Source organism: Jeotgalicoccus marinus DSM 19772 (assembly GCF_000425825.1).
Classification (GTDB): Bacteria; Bacillota; Bacilli; order Staphylococcales; family Salinicoccaceae; genus Jeotgalicoccus; species Jeotgalicoccus marinus.
This window is the reverse complement of sequence record NZ_KE384460.1, coordinates 147,160-166,042: the sequence shown is the minus strand read 5'-3', so window position 1 is coordinate 166,042 and position 18,883 is coordinate 147,160. Positions and strand designations below refer to the sequence as shown.

Annotated in this window: 16 protein-coding genes and 1 pseudogene; 5 read left to right on the top strand and 12 right to left on the bottom strand. The window is 34.0% G+C overall.

Annotated features, from left to right (window positions below; translation table 11 throughout):
* Positions 1–11 precede the first annotated feature (11 nt).
* Positions 12–833: an ABC transporter permease gene (locus H624_RS0109955; protein ID WP_026867456.1), complete on the bottom strand. Its 822-nt coding sequence runs from the start codon at positions 831–833 to the stop codon at positions 12–14.
* A 35-nt stretch (positions 834–868) separates the two neighbouring features.
* Positions 869–2,059, bottom strand: a pseudogene (locus H624_RS0109950) (CDP-glycerol glycerophosphotransferase family protein); the annotation flags it as partial.
* Between the two features lie 104 nt (positions 2,060–2,163).
* Here H624_RS0109950 and tagD point away from each other — a divergent pair.
* Together tagD and H624_RS0109940 are read left to right on the top strand one after the other, a co-directional pair.
* A complete protein-coding gene (gene tagD / locus H624_RS0109945) occupies positions 2,164–2,559 on the top strand; it encodes a glycerol-3-phosphate cytidylyltransferase (RefSeq protein WP_026867454.1) in 396 nt (131 codons plus the stop codon).
* The gene (locus tag H624_RS0109940; RefSeq protein ID WP_026867453.1) at positions 2,552–3,691 is read left to right on the top strand and encodes a CDP-glycerol glycerophosphotransferase family protein; all 1,140 of its coding nucleotides are present in this window, start codon (positions 2,552–2,554) and stop codon (positions 3,689–3,691) included. Before tagD ends, H624_RS0109940 begins: the two co-directional genes overlap by 8 nt.
* Positions 3,692–3,724: 33 nt before the next feature.
* Here H624_RS0109940 and H624_RS0109935 read toward each other — a convergent pair whose 3' ends face one another.
* From H624_RS0109935 to H624_RS0109925, 3 genes are all read right to left on the bottom strand, one after another.
* The gene (locus H624_RS0109935) at positions 3,725–6,388 is read right to left on the bottom strand and encodes a CDP-glycerol glycerophosphotransferase family protein (RefSeq protein WP_051220567.1); all 2,664 of its coding nucleotides are present in this window, start codon (positions 6,386–6,388) and stop codon (positions 3,725–3,727) included.
* A 117-nt stretch (positions 6,389–6,505) separates the two neighbouring features.
* Positions 6,506–7,681, bottom strand: a complete 1,176-nt coding sequence (locus H624_RS0109930) for a glycosyltransferase family 4 protein (protein WP_026867451.1) — start codon at positions 7,679–7,681, stop codon at positions 6,506–6,508.
* A gap of 62 nt (positions 7,682–7,743) precedes the next feature.
* Positions 7,744–8,907: a glycosyltransferase family 4 protein gene (locus H624_RS0109925; protein ID WP_026867450.1), complete on the bottom strand. Its 1,164-nt coding sequence runs from the start codon at positions 8,905–8,907 to the stop codon at positions 7,744–7,746.
* Positions 8,908–9,011: 104 nt separating this feature from the next.
* On the opposite strand from H624_RS0109925, the gene H624_RS12055 reads away from it, so the two are divergent.
* The 3 genes from H624_RS12055 to H624_RS0109910 are packed head-to-tail and all read left to right on the top strand — an operon-like array spanning position 9,012 to position 11,330.
* Positions 9,012–10,403: an LCP family protein gene (locus H624_RS12055; protein ID WP_051220566.1), complete on the top strand. Its 1,392-nt coding sequence runs from the start codon at positions 9,012–9,014 to the stop codon at positions 10,401–10,403.
* 22 nt (positions 10,404–10,425) lie between these two features.
* Entirely contained in the window at positions 10,426–10,890 is a 465-nt protein-coding gene (locus H624_RS0109915) for a DUF2538 family protein (protein WP_026867449.1), read from the top strand.
* 8 nt (positions 10,891–10,898) lie between these two features.
* Positions 10,899–11,330, top strand: coding sequence for a GNAT family N-acetyltransferase (locus H624_RS0109910; RefSeq protein WP_026867448.1), 432 nt, complete (start codon positions 10,899–10,901; stop codon positions 11,328–11,330).
* A 16-nt stretch (positions 11,331–11,346) separates the two neighbouring features.
* Here H624_RS0109910 and H624_RS0109905 read toward each other — a convergent pair whose 3' ends face one another.
* From H624_RS0109905 to H624_RS0109875, 7 genes are read right to left on the bottom strand one after another with little or no spacing between them, the layout of a single operon-like run.
* Positions 11,347–13,494, bottom strand: coding sequence for a glycosyltransferase family 2 protein (locus H624_RS0109905; RefSeq protein ID WP_026867447.1), 2,148 nt, complete (start codon positions 13,492–13,494; stop codon positions 11,347–11,349).
* A 9-nt stretch (positions 13,495–13,503) separates the two neighbouring features.
* On the bottom strand, positions 13,504–13,713 hold the full coding sequence (locus tag H624_RS0109900) for a hypothetical protein (RefSeq protein ID WP_026867446.1): 210 nt from the start codon (positions 13,711–13,713) through the stop codon (positions 13,504–13,506).
* A 12-nt stretch (positions 13,714–13,725) separates the two neighbouring features.
* Entirely contained in the window at positions 13,726–14,634 is a 909-nt protein-coding gene (locus H624_RS0109895) for an ABC transporter ATP-binding protein (protein ID WP_026867445.1), read from the bottom strand.
* 22 nt (positions 14,635–14,656) lie between these two features.
* Positions 14,657–16,747 carry a hypothetical protein gene (locus tag H624_RS12275; RefSeq protein WP_051220565.1) on the bottom strand — a complete coding sequence of 697 codons (2,091 nt, stop codon included), beginning with the start codon at positions 16,745–16,747 and terminating at the stop codon, positions 14,657–14,659.
* Positions 16,747–17,367: a hypothetical protein gene (locus tag H624_RS0109885; protein ID WP_026867444.1), complete on the bottom strand. Its 621-nt coding sequence runs from the start codon at positions 17,365–17,367 to the stop codon at positions 16,747–16,749. Before H624_RS0109885 ends, H624_RS12275 begins: the two co-directional genes overlap by 1 nt.
* Positions 17,360–17,737, bottom strand: a complete 378-nt coding sequence (locus tag H624_RS0109880; RefSeq protein WP_026867443.1) for a hypothetical protein — start codon at positions 17,735–17,737, stop codon at positions 17,360–17,362. The genes H624_RS0109885 and H624_RS0109880 overlap by 8 nt, the downstream gene beginning before the upstream one ends.
* Positions 17,724–18,875, bottom strand: a complete 1,152-nt coding sequence (locus H624_RS0109875) for a glycosyltransferase family 4 protein (protein WP_026867442.1) — start codon at positions 18,873–18,875, stop codon at positions 17,724–17,726. Before H624_RS0109875 ends, H624_RS0109880 begins: the two co-directional genes overlap by 14 nt.
* Between the last annotated feature and the right edge of the window lie 8 nt (positions 18,876–18,883).

The window sequence follows — 18,883 nt, the reverse complement described above, 5'->3', positions numbered from 1 at the left end:
GTACGACCCCATTATAAGTAATCAATAAAATTACGTCTGAATTTCATATGCAGTACTGAACCAATTAGCAGCATTACGAACATTAATACCCAATAATAAATAGTGTATTCCCAGTTTTCAATGAAGAACCATTCTGTTCCAAAGAATGATGCACGATAACCTTCAATTAGGTACACCAATGGATTCAACTTCATAATAATCATCAAAGTCGGAAAATCTGACAACATCGATAATGGCCAAAGTACACCTGATAGATATAGGGCCATACGTAACAATGAATTCAAAAGTAAGTGTACGTCTCTAATCAACGTCGATAAGGTCGATGTAATCAATGCAAATGAATAGATTAATACGTAAGTTGCAAAGATATAATAGAACAACTGCAGAAAGTAAAAGCTCACATAATAGCCAGCAATTTGAAATACAATAAATGCTAATACCAACATAATGATATGCGTATAAAACTTAGAAAATATAGGAATATTCGGTATTACACTTAAAGGGAAATTCATTTTTGATAGCATCTTAAGTCTCGTATATATCGACTTTGATGCCTCAATACTTGCTTGGTAGAAAAATGTCCACACAATAAAACCAATGAACAGCCAATAGAAAAACGGTACTTCCATTCCGTTCATTTCAATCGGCGCTCTTTGTCTTAAGGTGCCGAAGACGAACCAGTAAATCATAATTGAAATTACAGGTGTTAAAACTTCCCAGACAATGCCTAAGTAGTTGTTTTGATTCTTACTCTTTACATCATAGGTCGATAATCGTCTCACTAAGTAGAAATGAGCGATTTGTTCTTTTAGTACATTAAGCATGGATTTCATCTTAGTCACAACCTCAATTTTTCATCAATGGTGCATTATACAATCTTATTTCTTAGATGACAAATAACTTCCTCTGCCACTCTTTCAGAAGCATGTCCATCTTCTAATAAACAGAACTTGTCTCTAAACGCTTTTGTATTATAGATTTCATTAAAATCTGATGATTCGCTTTCTTTAATCACATCGATTAAAGCATCTGTTGTTTTTACGAGTGGTCCCGGTGCTTGATTTTCAAAATCAAAGTAGAATCCACGCAGTTTGTCACGATAATTATCAATGTCATAAACATAGAAAATCATCGGACGTTCTAAGTTCGCATAATCGAAGAAAACAGATGAATAATCTGTTATCAGTAGATCTGAAATGGAATATAGTCCTCTGATATCTTCATACTTAGAAAAGTCATAAATAAAGTCTTCATATCCTGATATATCTAAGTTTTCACTGACGAGATAATGTAGACGAAGCACGATAACATATTCCTCACCTAAAGCTTCATACATTTGTTTCAAATCAAATTCTAAATTGAATTTGTAACGTCCTTTAGCATGATAGGAATCGTCTCTCCAAGTCGGTGCGTAGAGAATAACTTTCTTATCTTCTGGTAAGTTAATTTCTTTTTTAAGATTACTAACGGCCGCTTCGTCACTATTTGTGTATAAGAAATCATTTCTTGGATAACCAGTCTCTAATACTGTCTTATCAAATTGAAAGGCGCGTCTAAATATTTCCGTTGAATATTCATTGGGAGATATTAAAAAGTCCCACTTAGCCGACTCTTTTGTAAAGTTACGCTTATACTTTTCTGTATTTGTCCCAGGCATGTATACTTCATCCATGTCTGTTGCTAATTTTTTTAGTGGAGTCCCGTGCCAAGTTTGAACATAAGTCGTTGTCTTAGGTTTAGGTATCCAGAGCGGTAGTCGACTATTTGTAATCCAAAGTGTCGACTTATTCATATAGATCATCCAGTTCAATGAAAATCTCTTAATGTAGGGTAGGTCATAGCGTTCAAATGTTTCAGCATAACGCTTATCAACGCTCCATAAGAGTCTGTATTCTGGGTGATGTATAGACATATATTCATACAGCGCTCTTGGGTTGTCACTATACTGCTTGCCGAGAAAACTCTCAAAGATAATCAAAGAGTGATCCTTATTAAATAATTTACCACATAACCAAAATGATGCTTTATATAATTTTAAGCCTAAACTTTTTAATTTTTTCATTTTCACCACACCTGAATCATATTCAATATAATATAATATTATGCTATAATTCATAATACTACAAAATAGATTAACATTGCCTTAATTGGAGGAAATTTATAATGAAAAAAGTCATAACATATGGAACATTCGACCTACTACATACAGGTCACATTAATATTTTAAAAAGAGCAAAGGAATTAGGTGACCACCTAACTGTTGCTGTATCTACAGATGAATTTAATATGCTTAAACATAAAGAGGCGTATCATTCATTTGAAGAAAGAAAGCAAATCTTAGAAGCCATCCGCTATGTTGATGAGGTCATTGGAGAAGATAATTGGGATCAAAAGAAAAATGATGTTAAAAAACATAATATCGATGTCTTCGTCATGGGAAATGACTGGGAAGGTGAATTTGACTTCTTAAAAGATCAATGTGAAGTCGTTTACTTACCAAGAACAAGTGGAATTTCAACAACCAAAATTAAAGAAGAACTAAAGGGTTCTAATGATTAAAGAATTTGTCTTAAAGGTATATCTAACAGTGTTTAAAACTATTTTTTCTATCTTTAACACTAGACCTTTAAAAAATCGTACCGTCTTGCTCGCATCGTTTGGGGATAATATCCAACATGTCATCAATGAACTTAACAAAGAGACACAACAGCACATCGTTGTCCTTAAAGATCCAACTTGTCATTTCAGCTTTAAGCAAGCTGATCAGTCACTCAACTTTTCTTTAAGACAGCCAATTCAATTTCTAAAAGGTATATATTATCTTGCAACAAGCAAATATATATTTATCGATAACTATCAAGTGGTCCTTGCCTCCTGTGATTTTAGATCACAGGTCACCTGCACACAACTGTGGCACGCTAACGGAGCCGTAAAATATTTCGGACTTAGGGACAAAACAATCAAGTCAAGACCACAAAGTGCCCATGACCGTTTTAGAGATGTATATAAAAGGTTTCATAAGGTGGTTGTATCTTCAGATGATATGGCTTATATCTTTAAAGAAGCCTTTGATTTAAGAGATGAAAATATCTTAAAGACGGGTTTACCGAGAACGGACTATTATTTTAATCAAGCACTCGTATCACAAAAACGTGAGGACTTAAGGTTAAAATTTAATATACCTACAGAGAAAAAGATCGTACTATATGCACCAACATATCGAGATAATCAGTTAGAAGAATATAAGTTACCTTTAGACTTTAAACTGCTAAGCGAAAGTTTCCCAGATCTTCACTTTTTTGTGAAGGTTCACCCTGCAGTTAAAGAAAGCAATATCCATAACTCCCATAATGTAACCAATGTGAGTTATGGATATAAAATAGAAGACTTGATGGCAACATCTGACATACTCATAACAGATTACTCATCCATTCCTTTTGAGTATTCTATTCTTAACAAACCGATGGTGTTTTTTGTTTATGACATCGACACATATAAAGAACAAAAAGGCATTTGGTTCGATTATGAGAAATACATGCCAGGACCAGTTGTGAAAACAAACTCAGATTTAATATCCGTTTTAAAAGAAAACAAATTTAATCTTGAAGATGTTAAAATTTTCAACCATCGAGTAAATCAATATGCCGATGGTCAGGCAACAAAAAAACTTATCCAAACACTGTATAAATAAGGACAAGGGGTCATATGACTCCATGTCCTTATTTTAGTGAACCTCGTCGTCAGTTCGTTCTAATTCAGCAATCTTATCAACTACACTATGATATATTCTCTGTGAATTATTATGGTCTTGATAATCAAAGATGCCTGATATATCGATGTCACCTGGTTTAAAGTTTAAATTGATTTGCTGTTGAATCAGATCTACTAATTCATCTTCTGTTCTCGCAATACTACCAATAAAAGTTTGATATAAAGGTCTTAACTTACCTTGTCTAAAGAACTTTCTCACATCAAAATGATAGTAGATCACCGGCTTGTTCATCAGTGTAAAGTCGAAGCTTACACTTGAATAATCTGTTATCAATAAGGCATGTTCAATCAGCAAGTCTTGAACTGTCTTCGAACCTAACTGAATGAAGTTTATATTTTTACTTGGATTTAAGATTTCATCGTTAAAGTACATCTGTGCTCTATAGTGCGGGTAGAAGTTTAATCTTACATCATTTTCTTCTAAGAGCTTAATCAATCTTTCGTTGTGAATCAGATTGTTGTAGTTATTAAAATATTGACTTGAGAGGAACTGCTCATCTGTATTAATCCAGTCACGCCAAGTTGGCATGAGTAAGATATCTTTCGTCTTGTTTCCTCTAGGCAATGAATCAAAGCGTGCGAGTCCTGTCACTGCAACTTCATCTTCATAATAGCCTAGCTTTTTCATGACAACCTGCTCTTTTTCTGGAGTACTTGAAACAATAAATAAATCAAATGGTAGATCATAGTACTTTCTGTGATATTCTACTCTCTTACGACCTAATACACCATGTTGTAAAAACACTTTTATAGTCTCTTCATAGTTAAAGAATCCTCTAGCTGGTTTGTAGGGTAAAAGATTTTCTAAATCATGTGTCCCTAATAAGACGCCGGCCTTAAATGTGACCTGATAATGTTCATTTGAGCCGAAGGCTAATACATTAGGGTCTGATGAAATACTCCTATAGTCAGGTGCAGTGTCTTCAATAACATAATAAGCATTGATATCTGTGTTTTCTCTTAAATATTTATAAAAAGCATATCCATTGTCTTGAGCTGTGTCATAACGCTCACCCACTAACCAAGTTGAATAATCTTTTTCAGGTTTTTCTATTGGCAATGGTACACCTTTTGGAATGACGAAACTTTCAACTTTTAGATTATTAAATGGTGTAGTCGTCACTAAGAAATAATGTGTACTGCCTTCTTCATCTTTCTCTGTTTTTACACCATAGTAATTATCTTTCTTATAGTCTGAGTACTTATATTTAATCTTCTCTTTTCTAATAATTTCCCCGTTCTCATGCACCATACCAATAAAGATATCTATAATTGTCTTATCCTTACTTTTAAGTCCCTTTAAATCTACCTTGGATAGATCCATATTAAATTCTACATCGACTGGAACAAGCGCTTGTTCTTTTGAATATCGATCTTCGAATATCATGAACATACTTGATTCAGTAAAGTTCTCTCTACCTCTAGTATAACCTTTAAGGTGGAAGTTTTCTATTTCTGTGACTTGTCGCTTAATTCTTGGACGAGTCAAATTAAAACCTAAACCTTGATCCTTCCTTCTATATAACCATATCTTTATATTTTCATAGTGATATGAAATTAGGTGCCTTTCTCCGATTTTCGAACCTTCATAATCACTTAAATCAGGTTGCATAATAACTGGCTCATTGCCTCGACTTAAAATGCTAAATCTCTTTCTAGAAAAACCATCCATCAAGTCCTCAAAAGGAATGTTTGTATAATACAGTCCGTTGTTGTCAACACTGACATCAAATGTTGTGACGTCATTCGTAACAGCGTCATTTAGAATAACAGAATCTACATCTTCTCTAGTATCGCACTTAAAGATAAGCTGCATATAATCACTGGATACCTTACTTTGAACGTCAGTTAATATCACACTATGATTCTCGATAAACACCAAGGATTCTCCATTGTGATTTTCTACTGCTAAATGATGCGATTTAGTTTTAAGAGTTTTCTTTGGCCCTGTATAAGAGACTGGTGTTAGCACCAAATCTTCTAAAATACATAGGGTCGCTCGTCCCATTGTTACATTTGTGAAATCGTCCGCTGTAATACATTGACCATTTGATTTTTCACCGAGTTCGACTATCTTATTGGGGTATAAAAGTGCAAGGCAAGCATTATTATAGAATTTCTCTTTAACTGTTACTGACAGTCCCTCATAGGCCACTGAAATATCTTTGACTTCTATGCTTTCTTCATTAAAAGTGTATTCATTAAATAGCTGTTCAAGAATGATTGTCCCATTAACAAGTAAATTGTAGTATTGTTGGTTCTTTAAAAATGAAGTTTTTGTCTGAAGATTATCACTCATGCGTATAATCATATTTTTTCCTTCAAAACTCATTTTAATAGTTGAGTTACCTTCTAAATGCTCAAAGATATCATTTGTCAAAATAAGAGAAACAGTATTTTTATTTAATTCAAAGTCTAAGAGCACATTGTAAGCACCATTAGACAAAGTGAAGACGACAGACTTACTAGAATTAATATTATAAAAGTGCCTTAATGATAAATTGATAACAATCATCTCTTCAAACACAGAGATTCCCTCTACAGACACCTTTTTAATTATTAATTCACGCATACTCCTTGGTAGCATAGTTCTCAATCTATTTTTCAATGAACTCATTTTTAAAACTCCTATATATTAATGAACACTATTGTTATTGATAAGTTCATTTTACATGAAAATATCTTTACATTACATTAATAAAAGAGCCTGAACAACAAGTAGTTGTTCAAACTCTTAATTCTCTAAGAAATTCTCTAATTTCTTAATGTTTCTTTCCCATATAAAATCTGATTCTAATAGATTTCTCGCATTTGTTCTAAGTAAATTTTCATGAGCTTTATCATTCTTAATTTGTCTAATTGCTTGTACAAGCTCACTTGTCGTTGCATTTTCTTTAGCATAACCGACCAAATTACTATTTATGAGTGTGCTTGTATAACCACCTAGATTAGTCACAACTGGTACACCTGAAGCGATACCGTCGATAACCTTCCCTGGTAAGACCGTTAAAAAGACATCACTCTCTTTTAAGATAGAAAGCTGAACATTAGATGAGCGAATATCAATTAGACACTCTTCTCTTGTTTTTTCCTCTTCAAAGGTCACATATTTAAAATCATTGTACTCTATATATGATTGAAAAAGATGTGCATTTACACCATACCCAATAATTTTAAAGTGAATTTTTTCGTTTTCAAGTTGATGGGCCATCTCCTGAAGTTTTTCATAACTTTGTGCAAATCCAATATTTCCTGTATAGATGACTCTGAAATTATCCGGAGCCGTTTCGAATGCAACTTCTTCTTCTGTAAATGCATTAGGTAAGTACAGTTGAGGTTTTTTCGGCAAAATATTACTAATATAGGACCTAAACCCTTCATTATTAATGACGATTTTATCCGAATTTTTATAGAGCATCTTCTCCATAAATTTTAAAACTGGGTAGAATAGATCAATATTCATCTTATCTATATCTTTAACGCTATCTGGCCAGAGGTCACGTACTTCTAATATTCGTTTTACTTGATTGTTTTTCTTTTGGAAGAATGCTGCCCAAGGAATAAAGATATTAGGGGTTGTAACGTACACCACGTCATATAAATGCTGGTACTTCTTGACGTATACTCTCACCTTGTAGGCAAGCTCGAAATAATACAATAGGCGCATTGCCATCGATTTACTTTGCTTATCAGTACGCATTTTCAAGCGCATGATGTCACTTGACTCATTCATCTGGGCATTATTCCAATACTTATCCTCATCATACATTTTTTGATTAGGATATGAGGGATGTGTTGTCAACACTTCCACCTCATTATTTATAGATAGATATCGATATAAATTTTTTAGTCTATTGGCACCCGACCCGATTTCGGGGTAAAAGTTTTGTGTGATTAGTAAAATCTTCATAGGTCACCTATCGTCAATTTTTTATGTCTATTAATTATAACAAAGCTAAAGCCTTAATAAAATCAAAGTTTTTCATATAAGTCTTGTAAGATAGTTTTATCCATTTCCCAGTTATACTTATATTTCGCAGCCTTTGTGTTTTCTTTAAAATGCGTTCTTAAGTCGTTATCATCGATTAATTTCTGTAAGTTTTCACTAAGGGCTTTAATATTACCTGCTTCAACAGTCAAACCAACTCTTTCTCCCTCAATCACCCGTTCTATTTCAGGCAACTTAGAACCCAGAACAGGTACATGTGCCATCAAGTACTCAAAGAGCTTGTTTGATGATGCTGAATAGTGATTAAAATTGGTATTCTCTAGAAATTGAATTCCAATATCAGCAGCCTTTGTGTACTTTCTTAAATCAGCATACGGTACGCGCTCGATAAAGATTACTTTTTCTTCTAAATTGAGTGCTTTCATCTTAGAGATAAGATTATTTCTTTCCTTACCGTCACCAATCATAAATAATACCGCGCCCTCTATATCTTTGAAGGATTCTAGAAGTTTAAACAGACCTCTTCCTTCTTGCATACCACCTTGGTAGAGGACAATTTTGGTCTCATCCGCCACATGATACTTTTCCCTTAGAGGGTACGTTTCGTAGTCATCTATATTATAAAGTTCAGAATAGTTATGTATAGCCAGTGGTTTGTCTTTATAAAGATCATAATGATAATCACGACGTGTTTCATTTTCGACAATAACTTCGTCGACAAATTTTAAAAGAAATTTTTCGATTTTATAAATCGTATTAAAGTTATAATGTGTACGACTTGTTTGTACTTCATGTGAATCGTAGATAAGTTTCTTTGGCTTAAGACGTAATTTCGCTGAAGCTATACCTTGAATTAATGTATTAAGATCATGGGAATGGTACACATCAGTTTTATAGCGTCGACCTAATATGATCATCTTAAACATCAAGAGTGCATTAGGTATATGCTTTGATAGGATAGATGACTTTAATTTAGACGTTAAAAATTGAGGTAACTCATACTTTAACGGCCGGTTGACAACAATGTTCCTTTCAATTTCTTCAGCAGGTTTCAGTTTCATCTCATTCAATTCTTTTTTTGCTATAATAGTTACAGTATAATCAAGCTCAGCGAGTGCTTTGGCTTCACGTAGCACACGCGCATCATTAATAAAATTATTCCAAACAAACATCGTTACACTTTTCATTTGATTCCCTCAGTATTTTAAGATATTATTTTAACTTACGTTTATAACACATTATAATAGAGTATAATCTATTTTAAAATCTAAAGCAGAAATGAGACTTTATTTTGACTAAAAAAATCTTTTGGACAATTGTCATTGTCCTATTAATTATACTAATTGGCGTTGGGATATACATCTTCAGTCTTTATAATACATTCGATAAAGGTGTCTCAAATTCTTATGAACCAACGGACAGGGAGCGTTCAGATTTAAGAGAGGAAGATGCCTCAGTAGAAGATAGCTTTACAGTTCTTATTTTAGGGACTGATGAAAACGAATCAAGGGCAGAAAAAGACAATCTTGAAGGTGATAATTTTAGAACTGATAGTATGATTCTAGCGACCTTCAATAAGAATGAAAACGATGTAAAACTTGTGAATATTCCGAGAGATACACTATCGTACCTTGATACAGAAGGCTATTTCGATAAAATAAACCATGCTCATATGTACGGTGGTCCGAGCGGCTCTATGGAATCAGTTGAGGATCTCTTGAACGTGCCTGTAGATTACTATGTGAGACTCAATATGTCTGGTGTCGTTGACATTGTCGACTCTGTCGGAGGAGTGGAGTTCGATGTTCCATTTGACATGAATGAACCAAACCAAAACGATACGGGTCGTGTCAAACTAGAAGCTGGCACTCAAGAATTAGATGGTGAAGAAGCACTTGCAGTTGTAAGAAGCCGTCGAGTCGACTCTGACCTAGGCCGTGGTAACAGACAGATTGAATTAATTGAAGCCGTTCTAAATAAAGTTAAATCGTCCGGTGGTTTAAATAAAATCGATGACTTAATTGAAGTTGTAGCAGATAATACCCGTCACAGCTTTACCACTGGTGAAATAAGAAGTATCGCTTCTTATTATGCTTTTAATGATATTACATTTGATTCTACACAATTAAGAGGAACTGATTATTGGGCCCAGAATGGTGGTTACTTCTATCAAGCAGATGAAGAACACCTATTTGTCCTATCGAACACAATCCGTTCTATCTTAGAAATGGACCCTTCTGATCCTAATGATTTAATTAATATAAGGCTAAGAGAATATCTCGTCCCTTACGAGTATTTTGATGACTATACTATGGAAGAATACGAGCCACAAGAATTGCCTTATTATGTCGAAGAAGGATATGAAAGTCCTTATGGCGATGGCTTTGATACTGAAGAGTTCGACTATGAAGAATCCGATGTCGAAGGTGAGACAGATTTAGAAGAAAATCCTGAAAATAACACCGAAGAAGAACAAAATACACCTGAACAAAATGATGAAAACGAGGATAGTCAGGGTCAAGGGCAGTACGATGAAGGCCAATACGAGGAAGGTCAGAATAATGACAACGGTTATTATGATAATCCTAATCAAGGCCAAGAATCTGGTGGTTACTACGATAGCTACGGCAACTACATTGAAGGCGATCAAAACAACACTAATGAAAACGGGAATTACTATTAAATCATGATGTGAGGTGATTCGCTTGAGAAAATCACATGACAAAGTTACAAATATTAAAGAAATGATGGATAGTTTAGAAACACTCCTTAAGGATAGTAAAACACCAAAAATTGAAAATGAGTATTTCTATGTAAATCATAGACATAAGGAATTGTACCTTTCTCTCAGGAGTTATTTTTCTGAGAGTGAGGTCAATACAGAAGTTGACGCAGCATGTTATATAACAGCCCTGCCTGAAGTCTATGAGGTTGTTGATATCTTTGAATGTATTCATCCTATTGACTGGATTTCAGACAATGGTCGTTTATCAGCACCTTTTAAGAAACTTAGGCCCCATATTCAATACATTGCACTTGCAGCAGCGGAAGCGAGTAACATTAAGTTTAATACTCGCCCTGCCCTTTCACTCGGCTTAGAGTACTGGAACATCGAACAGTTAAAAGTATTTTGGCAGTATACGATTATAAGAAGAAAAAATGCGATGTAGGTGATTATATGGAATTAAAAATTAGTGATGACAACAAATATTACAATGATTGTTTAGAAATTAGAAAAGAAGTATTTGTAGACGAACAAAATGTACCTTTAGAAATTGAAGTCGATGAATTCGAAAAAGAAAGCGTAAATATCATACTATTAATGGACGATCGTCCTCTAGGTACTGTAAGATACCGCGACATTGGTGATGATACCGCTAAAATTGAACGTATGGCAGTTAGAAAAATTGCTCGTGGCCTTCATCTAGGACAAGCACTGATGAACTTTGCTCATATTCATGCAGAAGAAAATGGATTTAAAAAAACCAAGCTCGGTGCACAAGTTCATGCCTTGAATTTTTATGAAAAAATGGGATACGAAGTTACATCAGATGAGTTTGACGATGCAGGGATCCCTCACAAATATATGGAAAAACAGCTGGAAGTATAAACTTCCAACTGTTTTTTTATATATTAAATGATTTTAATATTTCTTCAATTTTTTCTGTATCACCTAACTCACTTCCAAATAATAAATTATCTTCCTCAATCAATTGTTGAAGTACGCTACCTTTTTCATATAAACCCCAAATGCGACTACCTGAGGTAACATAATCACTATATTTAGATGGCAAGTAAGGATTAATTTTCTTATAATCTTTCGTGTTCGCATCACTTAATAACAGACAATCAAAGTCTTTTGTTACATTTAGAAATTCAAAATACTTTAGGTAAGTATAAACATTTACAATTTCTGATACACCTTCTTTAATAACCTCACTTCTAACTTTAGAAGTATTATTAGTGAAAATGTATAGTTTTGCTTTTAGATTTAATGTTTGTATCTGTTTGGCGATGCTTAATATATCGTTGGCACTTCTTGTTTCGTAGAAGTTACCAAAATATCCAATATTAAATTCATTCTGGTCTAGATTGACATAATGTTTTTCAATATTATAGTAATATTCATCTAATGATGGGTGTATTGAGATTGTCGATTTTGATTCAACCATTTCTCTAAAATTATCATCAAAACGCGCTAACATAGACTGTTGCTGATTCAAGTTTGTAAATACAATTTCATCTGCAAAAACAAAAGGTAAAACTTCGCACATGTTAAAAAGATTAGTATCAAAATACTTACCGTAATCTTCAGGTGCCTGTGCTTGTAGCTTTTTGACTTCTTTTAATGTAAAGTAAGTCCCTTTTCTTTCTTCATTTTTTATATCTTGGAGAATTGGGTCTGAAAATTCAGCAACCCAGCGTAAATTATTCCCCGCTTCTCTTAGATCAAATGCAGCCATATGAGATCCTGGCCAGAGTGCCCGTGAGTAAATTTCATCATATTTGTTTAAATCAGTTCGGTTAAGCGCCTTTTCTACAAAAGCTTTTATGTGCTGTGGATTAGAAAATGACGATACTGAATTAATCATGTGACTCGAATCAATATATGGATTTGCAATGAATTCAAGTGAAGGGTCCATACCGCGTACAGACGTCATATCATTGTAGATGACGTCTACCGGCTGTTTTTTTTCATTAATACGCTTAGCCATCACCACACCACTTGTATCAACAAATGGTGGGAAACAGTAAGATACATATAAGGTTTTACTAAGCTCCTTATTCACCTGTTGATATGGGTAAAATTCATCCTGTTTATAACGAATTAAGTCCGTCACCTTAGAATAATCGTCCATATTATTCACTAGATACTTGTTTATAAATAATGCTTGCGAACGCATTCTATCTATCAAGAGATTTCTAACATCTAAATCATCTTCATAACGTAACAATTCTTGCATTGCATCTATGACATGTATTCTATCTAGAACATTAAATTGGAAGGTTACCTTCGCACGTGATAAAGTACCCTGCCCTTTATATCGATAGTAGATTGCCTCTTTTTGATTAATCTTCACAATCGGTTTAAAGACAGTAACAATTTCAGCATATAGGGCAACATCTTCGCCATTATTTAATTCTTCATCGAATTGTGTATTCAATAAGAAACTTGTTGGTACAACTTTTGCACCGTTTAAAGATAAGTTCTTACCCACATCAAAATATTGATCTGGATATTGGTTTTTATTTTTAAGTTCTCTATTGATGACATTATTACCATGATCGTCTCTGCCATCTACAATCTCATGTAATTGATTAAGTACAATAGTATATGGTTCCGCTTCTTCTAAGGCATGTTTTAAATAGTCTACAGATAAGGTATCATCTACATCTAAAAAAGTAATATATGCAAATGATGCATTGTTAATTCCGAGATTTCTTGCACGTCCGACACCTTGTTTTGCATACAAGACTTTATGTTTAAAAGGCTTATCTAAACTGTTAAATATTTCTTCTGAAGCTTCGTATTCTCCATTGAAAATAAACAACACTTCGAAGTATCTACTATCAAGAGATTGTTTTGTAATGGATTCAATTAATTCTTTTATAAAATCTTCACCACGGTGGACAGGTATAATTACACTGACACCATGAGATAGGTCAACTACAGGGAAAGGTGATTGTTCCTCAGGTACTTGTTGGTCATTTAGTATGGAGTTTTTAATTTTTTTTATTTGTTTTAAACGCTCTCTAATTTTTAAATTAGACATACTCATACACTACTTTCCGACAAACTTTTTCATCTTCAAACCTAATTTAATAGGAAAAAAACTTTGATATTTTTTAATTTGACGATTTAACCTGTCATTTTCATTTTTTAATACTGATATTTGTCTATCAATATTTTTAAGTTCATTTAGTGCGCGTTCTTCTTTATTAAGTGACTCCAAAGCTAAGTTTTTTAATTCTTCATAAGTTAATTTTTCCATATCACATACACCTTATAAATATTGTAACGCTTGTAAGTATCCCATAATCACTATAATAACTGATAGAAGGCTTAAAAGCATGCCGTTACCTATACCAAACCTTGTGTCATTTTTCTCCATCGGTGCTTGTGAGGCACGTTGACCATCAACCATTGCTTTCTTATAGCGTTTTTGAACATGTTTTGGTTTTATGTTGTATCCTCTGACAAATCTAGCATATAGTCCGACTACTGGAATACAATCTCCATATTCTTTTAGTTCTCCAAAATGAATCCATGCTGCCTTATTACACATTTTCTGTATTTGAGGTATAGAGTGACTGACAAAAAAGATTGTTTTGCCTTCTTCTCTAAAGCTTTTCATCTTCTCAATGCACTTATTAGCAAAAGTATCATCACCGACTGACAGTGCCTCATCCACAATAAGTACATCTGGATCAGTATGCACTGCAATAGCAAAGCCCAGTCTTGACATCATCCCGCTTGAATAGTTCTTAATCGGTTGATCTAGGAAGTCCTCAAGTTCTGAGAACTGCACAATATCATCATAACGCTCTTCGATTTCTTTCTCACTCAAACCGTGCATCAAACACTTCATATGAATGTTTTCTTCACCTGTTAATTCAAAGTTTAAGCCCGCAGAAATTGCAATCAAAGACGGTTTACCATCGACATAAATATCTCCTGTTGAAGGTGATGTGACACCGCCTAGTAAGTTAGATAAGGTCGATTTCCCTGAACCATTAAGTCCAACAATACCGACAGAGTCTCCAGGTTCGACTTCAAATGATACATCTTTTAAAGCATAGTAATATGCTTCTTCTTTATTTAAAAATGGAAATAGAATCTTCCATAATTTCCTTTGCTTGCTCGTTGTATTAAATACTTTAGAGACATTATTTACTTTTACTTTATAAGTCATTTAATCACTTCCATCTCGAGTGTTATTTAGAACACTTGATGTTTTTTACTTGATAAGTCGCTTTATCTATATCGTTAGCGAGCTGTTTAAAGGTCGATGCATACTTTTGATAATCGTGTTGTCTTGTAATATACAGCTTCTCTTCATACGTCTGGTCTAAAATACTCTCTCTTTCAGTAAATGCCCAAATATTTGAAAGACTACCACGATAATCACTGAGTTTTGAAGGCACATATGGATTATATGGTTTAATGCCAACTGTTTCTGCATCAAATATTAATAATGCATCCATTAGGTCTGTTAAGTTTAAAAACTCGAAGTACGGTGCATATTGGTTCATCACAATGTAATCCTTAAAGGCGCTTTGATTGTAAAATCTCATCGTCTTACGGTTTAAGTTAGTAAACACGTGAATCGTAAAGTTATTAATATTGGCTTCGTATAGGTATTTCGCCACTAATTCGATTTGTCTAAAACCACGGGTATCGTAAAAATTACCAAAGTATGCAATATTGATCTTATCCTGTTCAACCTTATAGAAGGATTTCACGAGTTGATACATATCTCTAGGTAAGGTTGGGTGCTGACTAATAATTGCCTTGGATTTGACCAATTCTTGAATATCTTCATCATACCTTAAAAGCATATAATCTAGCTGATATTTGTTTGTAAAGATGAGTTCATCAGCATACAAGAAAGCAACAACTTCACAGACATTAAATGAATTGTCATCAATTAAATCACTATATTTTGGCCCAACAAAGGCTTTTAAATCTTCGATATAATCATCATCTTCAATAGGTGCATGCCTTAAATTAGAAGACACATCTGTTACCAAGGGATCTGAAAACTCTGCAACCCATTTAATTGATTGGTTAATTTTCTTTAATTCGAATGCTGCGAAGTGAGAATGTGGAAACATAACACGAGAGTACATTTCATCGTACTTGTCACTGTACATCTTGTATGCATGTAACACACCATCTATATAATCTTCGATACTTTGCCAACTACTAAAGGCCTGGGCACCATTTAAAACAATTTGCGAATCTAATAAGTGACTCATAATGTTCATGAGTTTTTGGTCTTTTTTTCTAATTCTACTCATGTCATTGGAAATCACATCCACGACTTGTTTGTCTTCAAAAATACGTTTTGCCATCACATTACCACTCGTGTCGTTAAACGGAGGGAAACAATAAGCCAAGACTAATTTTTTAGCATCGCCCTTATTTAAGGCTGCATAATAAATGCTCTTAATACCATAGGATTTCAATTTCTCAATTAATTCATCCTTTGAAATAAGACCCTTATCAATGTAGTTTCTTAAATGAGACGTAAACATCTTATTGAAGTGATTCAATACGCCTGCAACTTCATCATCAAAACGTTTTTGTAGTATGTTATCCACGTATTTAATTAGATTGATAATGCCATCTAAGTCATTTGTTAACCCACGAGATAACTTCCCTGAAACCTTTAGTGAATCACTTCTTCTAACATGACCATTAAGATTTACTAGAGCAAGTAAGTTTGTCATCCAAACATTGAATCTAAATGTAAAGTTCTCACTAAATTCATGGTAGAAAATTAAATCACTCGGTATTAGACAGTTGGTCTCTTTAATGATTTTATCGATGGTAAAGCCATCAAATTTATAGTCTTCAATATGATTGTCTGATAAAAATTTCTGATAGATTTTAGCATCGACTGATTCATTATTATCTACATCGATGAGATATAACTTATCCGCTTCTAATCGAAAGGCTTCATCACCTAGTTTAATGGATAACGATTCATCTAAAATCAGTACATGCGAAAGGCCAATATAGACTTTTGCATCTTCAACATTGCCCTTTAAAACAAGCTGGTTATCAGCTTTACAATGACTATTTAGAGACTCGTAAACTCTGTCATCTGAAGTGACCAAGATCATCTCAAGGTCAGATCTTCCTGCTACTTGTTCTAAATTTTTTAAAGCGAAATTCGTATTTGATACGACCTCTTGGATGATGGTCAGGCCTTGTTTATGTTTATGAGACAATGAAGAAATGACACTATTAATATATTCAGAATTAGCATCTTGAACGTTGACTCTATTAACTAACTCCATTAATATCCTCTTTTCTTGTTCCAGTATGCAACTTGAAGTTTGCCGAGCTTAGATTCACGGAGTTGTTCAAGTCGTTTTAAGGCTTGCTTATATTTTTCCATTAGATCTAAATAACGTGTTTCAAGTTCATCATCATTGATTGCACCTGATGATTGTTCAAGTAATTGCTTCTCTCTTTGTAACTGGGCAATTTTCTCATTGTTCTTACCCTGTTCTCTTAGCAAGCTTTCAACAATCTGAAGCTCATATGATTTATTTTTCTCTTGAATGTTAATGTTTAAACGCTGATATTTCTTCAGTATATGGTCACTTTTCTCACCAAGTGTGAACACAAAAGCATCAGATTTATAATCTATATCTGCAATGTTTACAGCTGAACTTAATAAGGTGTCATTTAGCTGGTCATCGTTGATGATGAGTTGCAGTTCACTATCAGTCTTTAATTCATTAATAATCGTCCAAACATCAATCACCATCAGAGGCCTTAAGTCAAGGTATCTCGTTGTGTCATATTGTTGTAGTTTTGACAATAGAGTCTGATATCCTTCTTTGGTATCTAAGACTAGAGTCGCTGACTTAGCAGTTTCATTGTCATCATATTCAAGGAGAAACCTACTCATTTGACGCCACCTTCTTAAAATTGACTGTGGATTTATCAAAGACACGAGAATTTTCTTTTTGACTTTCCTTAGCATATGCTGTAATCGTGTATCGGCCTTTTGGAATATCGAAGCTAAAGGTATTCGACTTTTGATAGCCGGTTTTTATCGTTTCAATCTTCCCTTTTCGGTCGATTAAATCAACTGCATATTCCATCTGTTCACCCGTTGCATCAATTATGATATCAAGCGTGTGACTTTGTTCAATATAGACATCGTTAAGCCTTAACTTTGGTGATGCATTATTTACGAGCTCACTTGTCTCTATTAGGATGCCTTCTATGTGCGCTTCTAAATCGTGATATGCTTTCTCCCAATTAACTCCAGCCATCTGTAATCACCTCAATTTCTTGATTTATAACGGTTTCTACCCCTGCTTGTTTACGGATACTTGCTGCAGCTTGTTGGCTAATCTTCTTAAATTCTTTAGTGTGTTTATAGAGATAGTCAATGGCATCGACCATGTCATCTAGATTATCTCTTTCTGCCAACATACCTGTCTTCTTATGTTCGATAAATTCCGGTATACCACCAATGGCATTCGTTACCGGAACTAAGCCACTACTCATCGCTTCTCCTAGTGAGACACCTTGTGAGTCGTGTCTAGATGGCCCTAAAAATATGCCATGTGCCTGATGGATTTCTGGAATGTCATCCTGTTTTACAAAACCTTTATGAAGATGAACGTTATCAAACATCTTTAAAGGGTTAGTAATTACATTAAATAGCTTGCCATCACCATATAGATTAAATTCTAGCTTGTTGAAGTACCTTTTTGTACTTAACTTCTTAATGACATCAACTGTTATATCATTCGCATAGTTTTTTGCTGTGTAAGGTCGGATGCTGCATATATTTAAGCGGTCATCCTTAGTTTTCTTCTTGTAAGTAAATAGTGCATCATCAATGATGTTATGAATGACATAATTACGTTCTGGTACGACACCAACAAAAGGATCCACGTAAAGTTCTTTGAAACGCTTAGAGACATAGACGAACTTAATGTTTAATTCTTCTCTCGTCATGATATCTCTTAAAAACTCTCTTTGCGGTTCAAACACTATTTCTTTTCTTTGAAGTTGAGCATCTAATTGGCCAACGTCACTTAAGAAGTTATAGTAACGTCGGTGCCAGGCCTCAGCTTCAAAACCATGTAACCAGACAACAATATTCGGTTTTCTATGGCTAGGTAATTGATCTATGCCATAAAACATCTTTGGATTAATAAAGTGAAACAACACGGTCTTAAATGAATGTTCTTGTAAGTAGGATGCAATTTGATATTCATCCATGTATTTAATATGAACCCCATCGTAGAATTCATCTTTTTTTACTTTTGTTGTAATGACAACGACGTCTACAAATAAGCCCTTTTGTTGATAGGCTTTGACTCTTCTATGCAAAAAACTATTCGCATATAGATTGCCCATTGTTGGGTAGGCGTTACATATCATTAGGTAATTATGCATGGTTTACC

Excerpts from the sequence above, each read along its gene's own strand:
- H624_RS0109955 (WP_026867456.1), bottom strand. The coding sequence starts at position 833 with ATGAAATCCATGCTTAATGTACTAAAAGAACAAATCGCTCATTTCTAC.
- tagD (WP_026867454.1), top strand. The coding sequence starts at position 2,164 with ATGAAAAAAGTCATAACATATGGAACATTCGACCTACTACATACAGGT.
- H624_RS0109940 (WP_026867453.1), top strand. The coding sequence starts at position 2,552 with ATGATTAAAGAATTTGTCTTAAAGGTATATCTAACAGTGTTTAAAACT.
- H624_RS0109935 (WP_051220567.1), bottom strand. The coding sequence starts at position 6,388 with ATGAGTTCATTGAAAAATAGATTGAGAACTATGCTACCAAGGAGTATG.
- H624_RS0109930 (WP_026867451.1), bottom strand. The coding sequence starts at position 7,681 with ATGAAGATTTTACTAATCACACAAAACTTTTACCCCGAAATCGGGTCG.
- H624_RS0109925 (WP_026867450.1), bottom strand. The coding sequence starts at position 8,907 with ATGAAAAGTGTAACGATGTTTGTTTGGAATAATTTTATTAATGATGCG.
- H624_RS0109910 (WP_026867448.1), top strand. The coding sequence starts at position 10,899 with ATGGAATTAAAAATTAGTGATGACAACAAATATTACAATGATTGTTTA.
- H624_RS0109905 (WP_026867447.1), bottom strand. The coding sequence starts at position 13,494 with ATGTCTAATTTAAAAATTAGAGAGCGTTTAAAACAAATAAAAAAAATT.
- H624_RS0109900 (WP_026867446.1), bottom strand. The coding sequence starts at position 13,713 with ATGGAAAAATTAACTTATGAAGAATTAAAAAACTTAGCTTTGGAGTCA.
- H624_RS0109895 (WP_026867445.1), bottom strand. The coding sequence starts at position 14,634 with ATGACTTATAAAGTAAAAGTAAATAATGTCTCTAAAGTATTTAATACA.
- H624_RS12275 (WP_051220565.1), bottom strand. The coding sequence starts at position 16,747 with ATGGAGTTAGTTAATAGAGTCAACGTTCAAGATGCTAATTCTGAATAT.
- H624_RS0109885 (WP_026867444.1), bottom strand. The coding sequence starts at position 17,367 with ATGAGTAGGTTTCTCCTTGAATATGATGACAATGAAACTGCTAAGTCA.
- H624_RS0109880 (WP_026867443.1), bottom strand. The coding sequence starts at position 17,737 with ATGGCTGGAGTTAATTGGGAGAAAGCATATCACGATTTAGAAGCGCAC.
- H624_RS0109875 (WP_026867442.1), bottom strand. The coding sequence starts at position 18,875 with ATGCATAATTACCTAATGATATGTAACGCCTACCCAACAATGGGCAAT.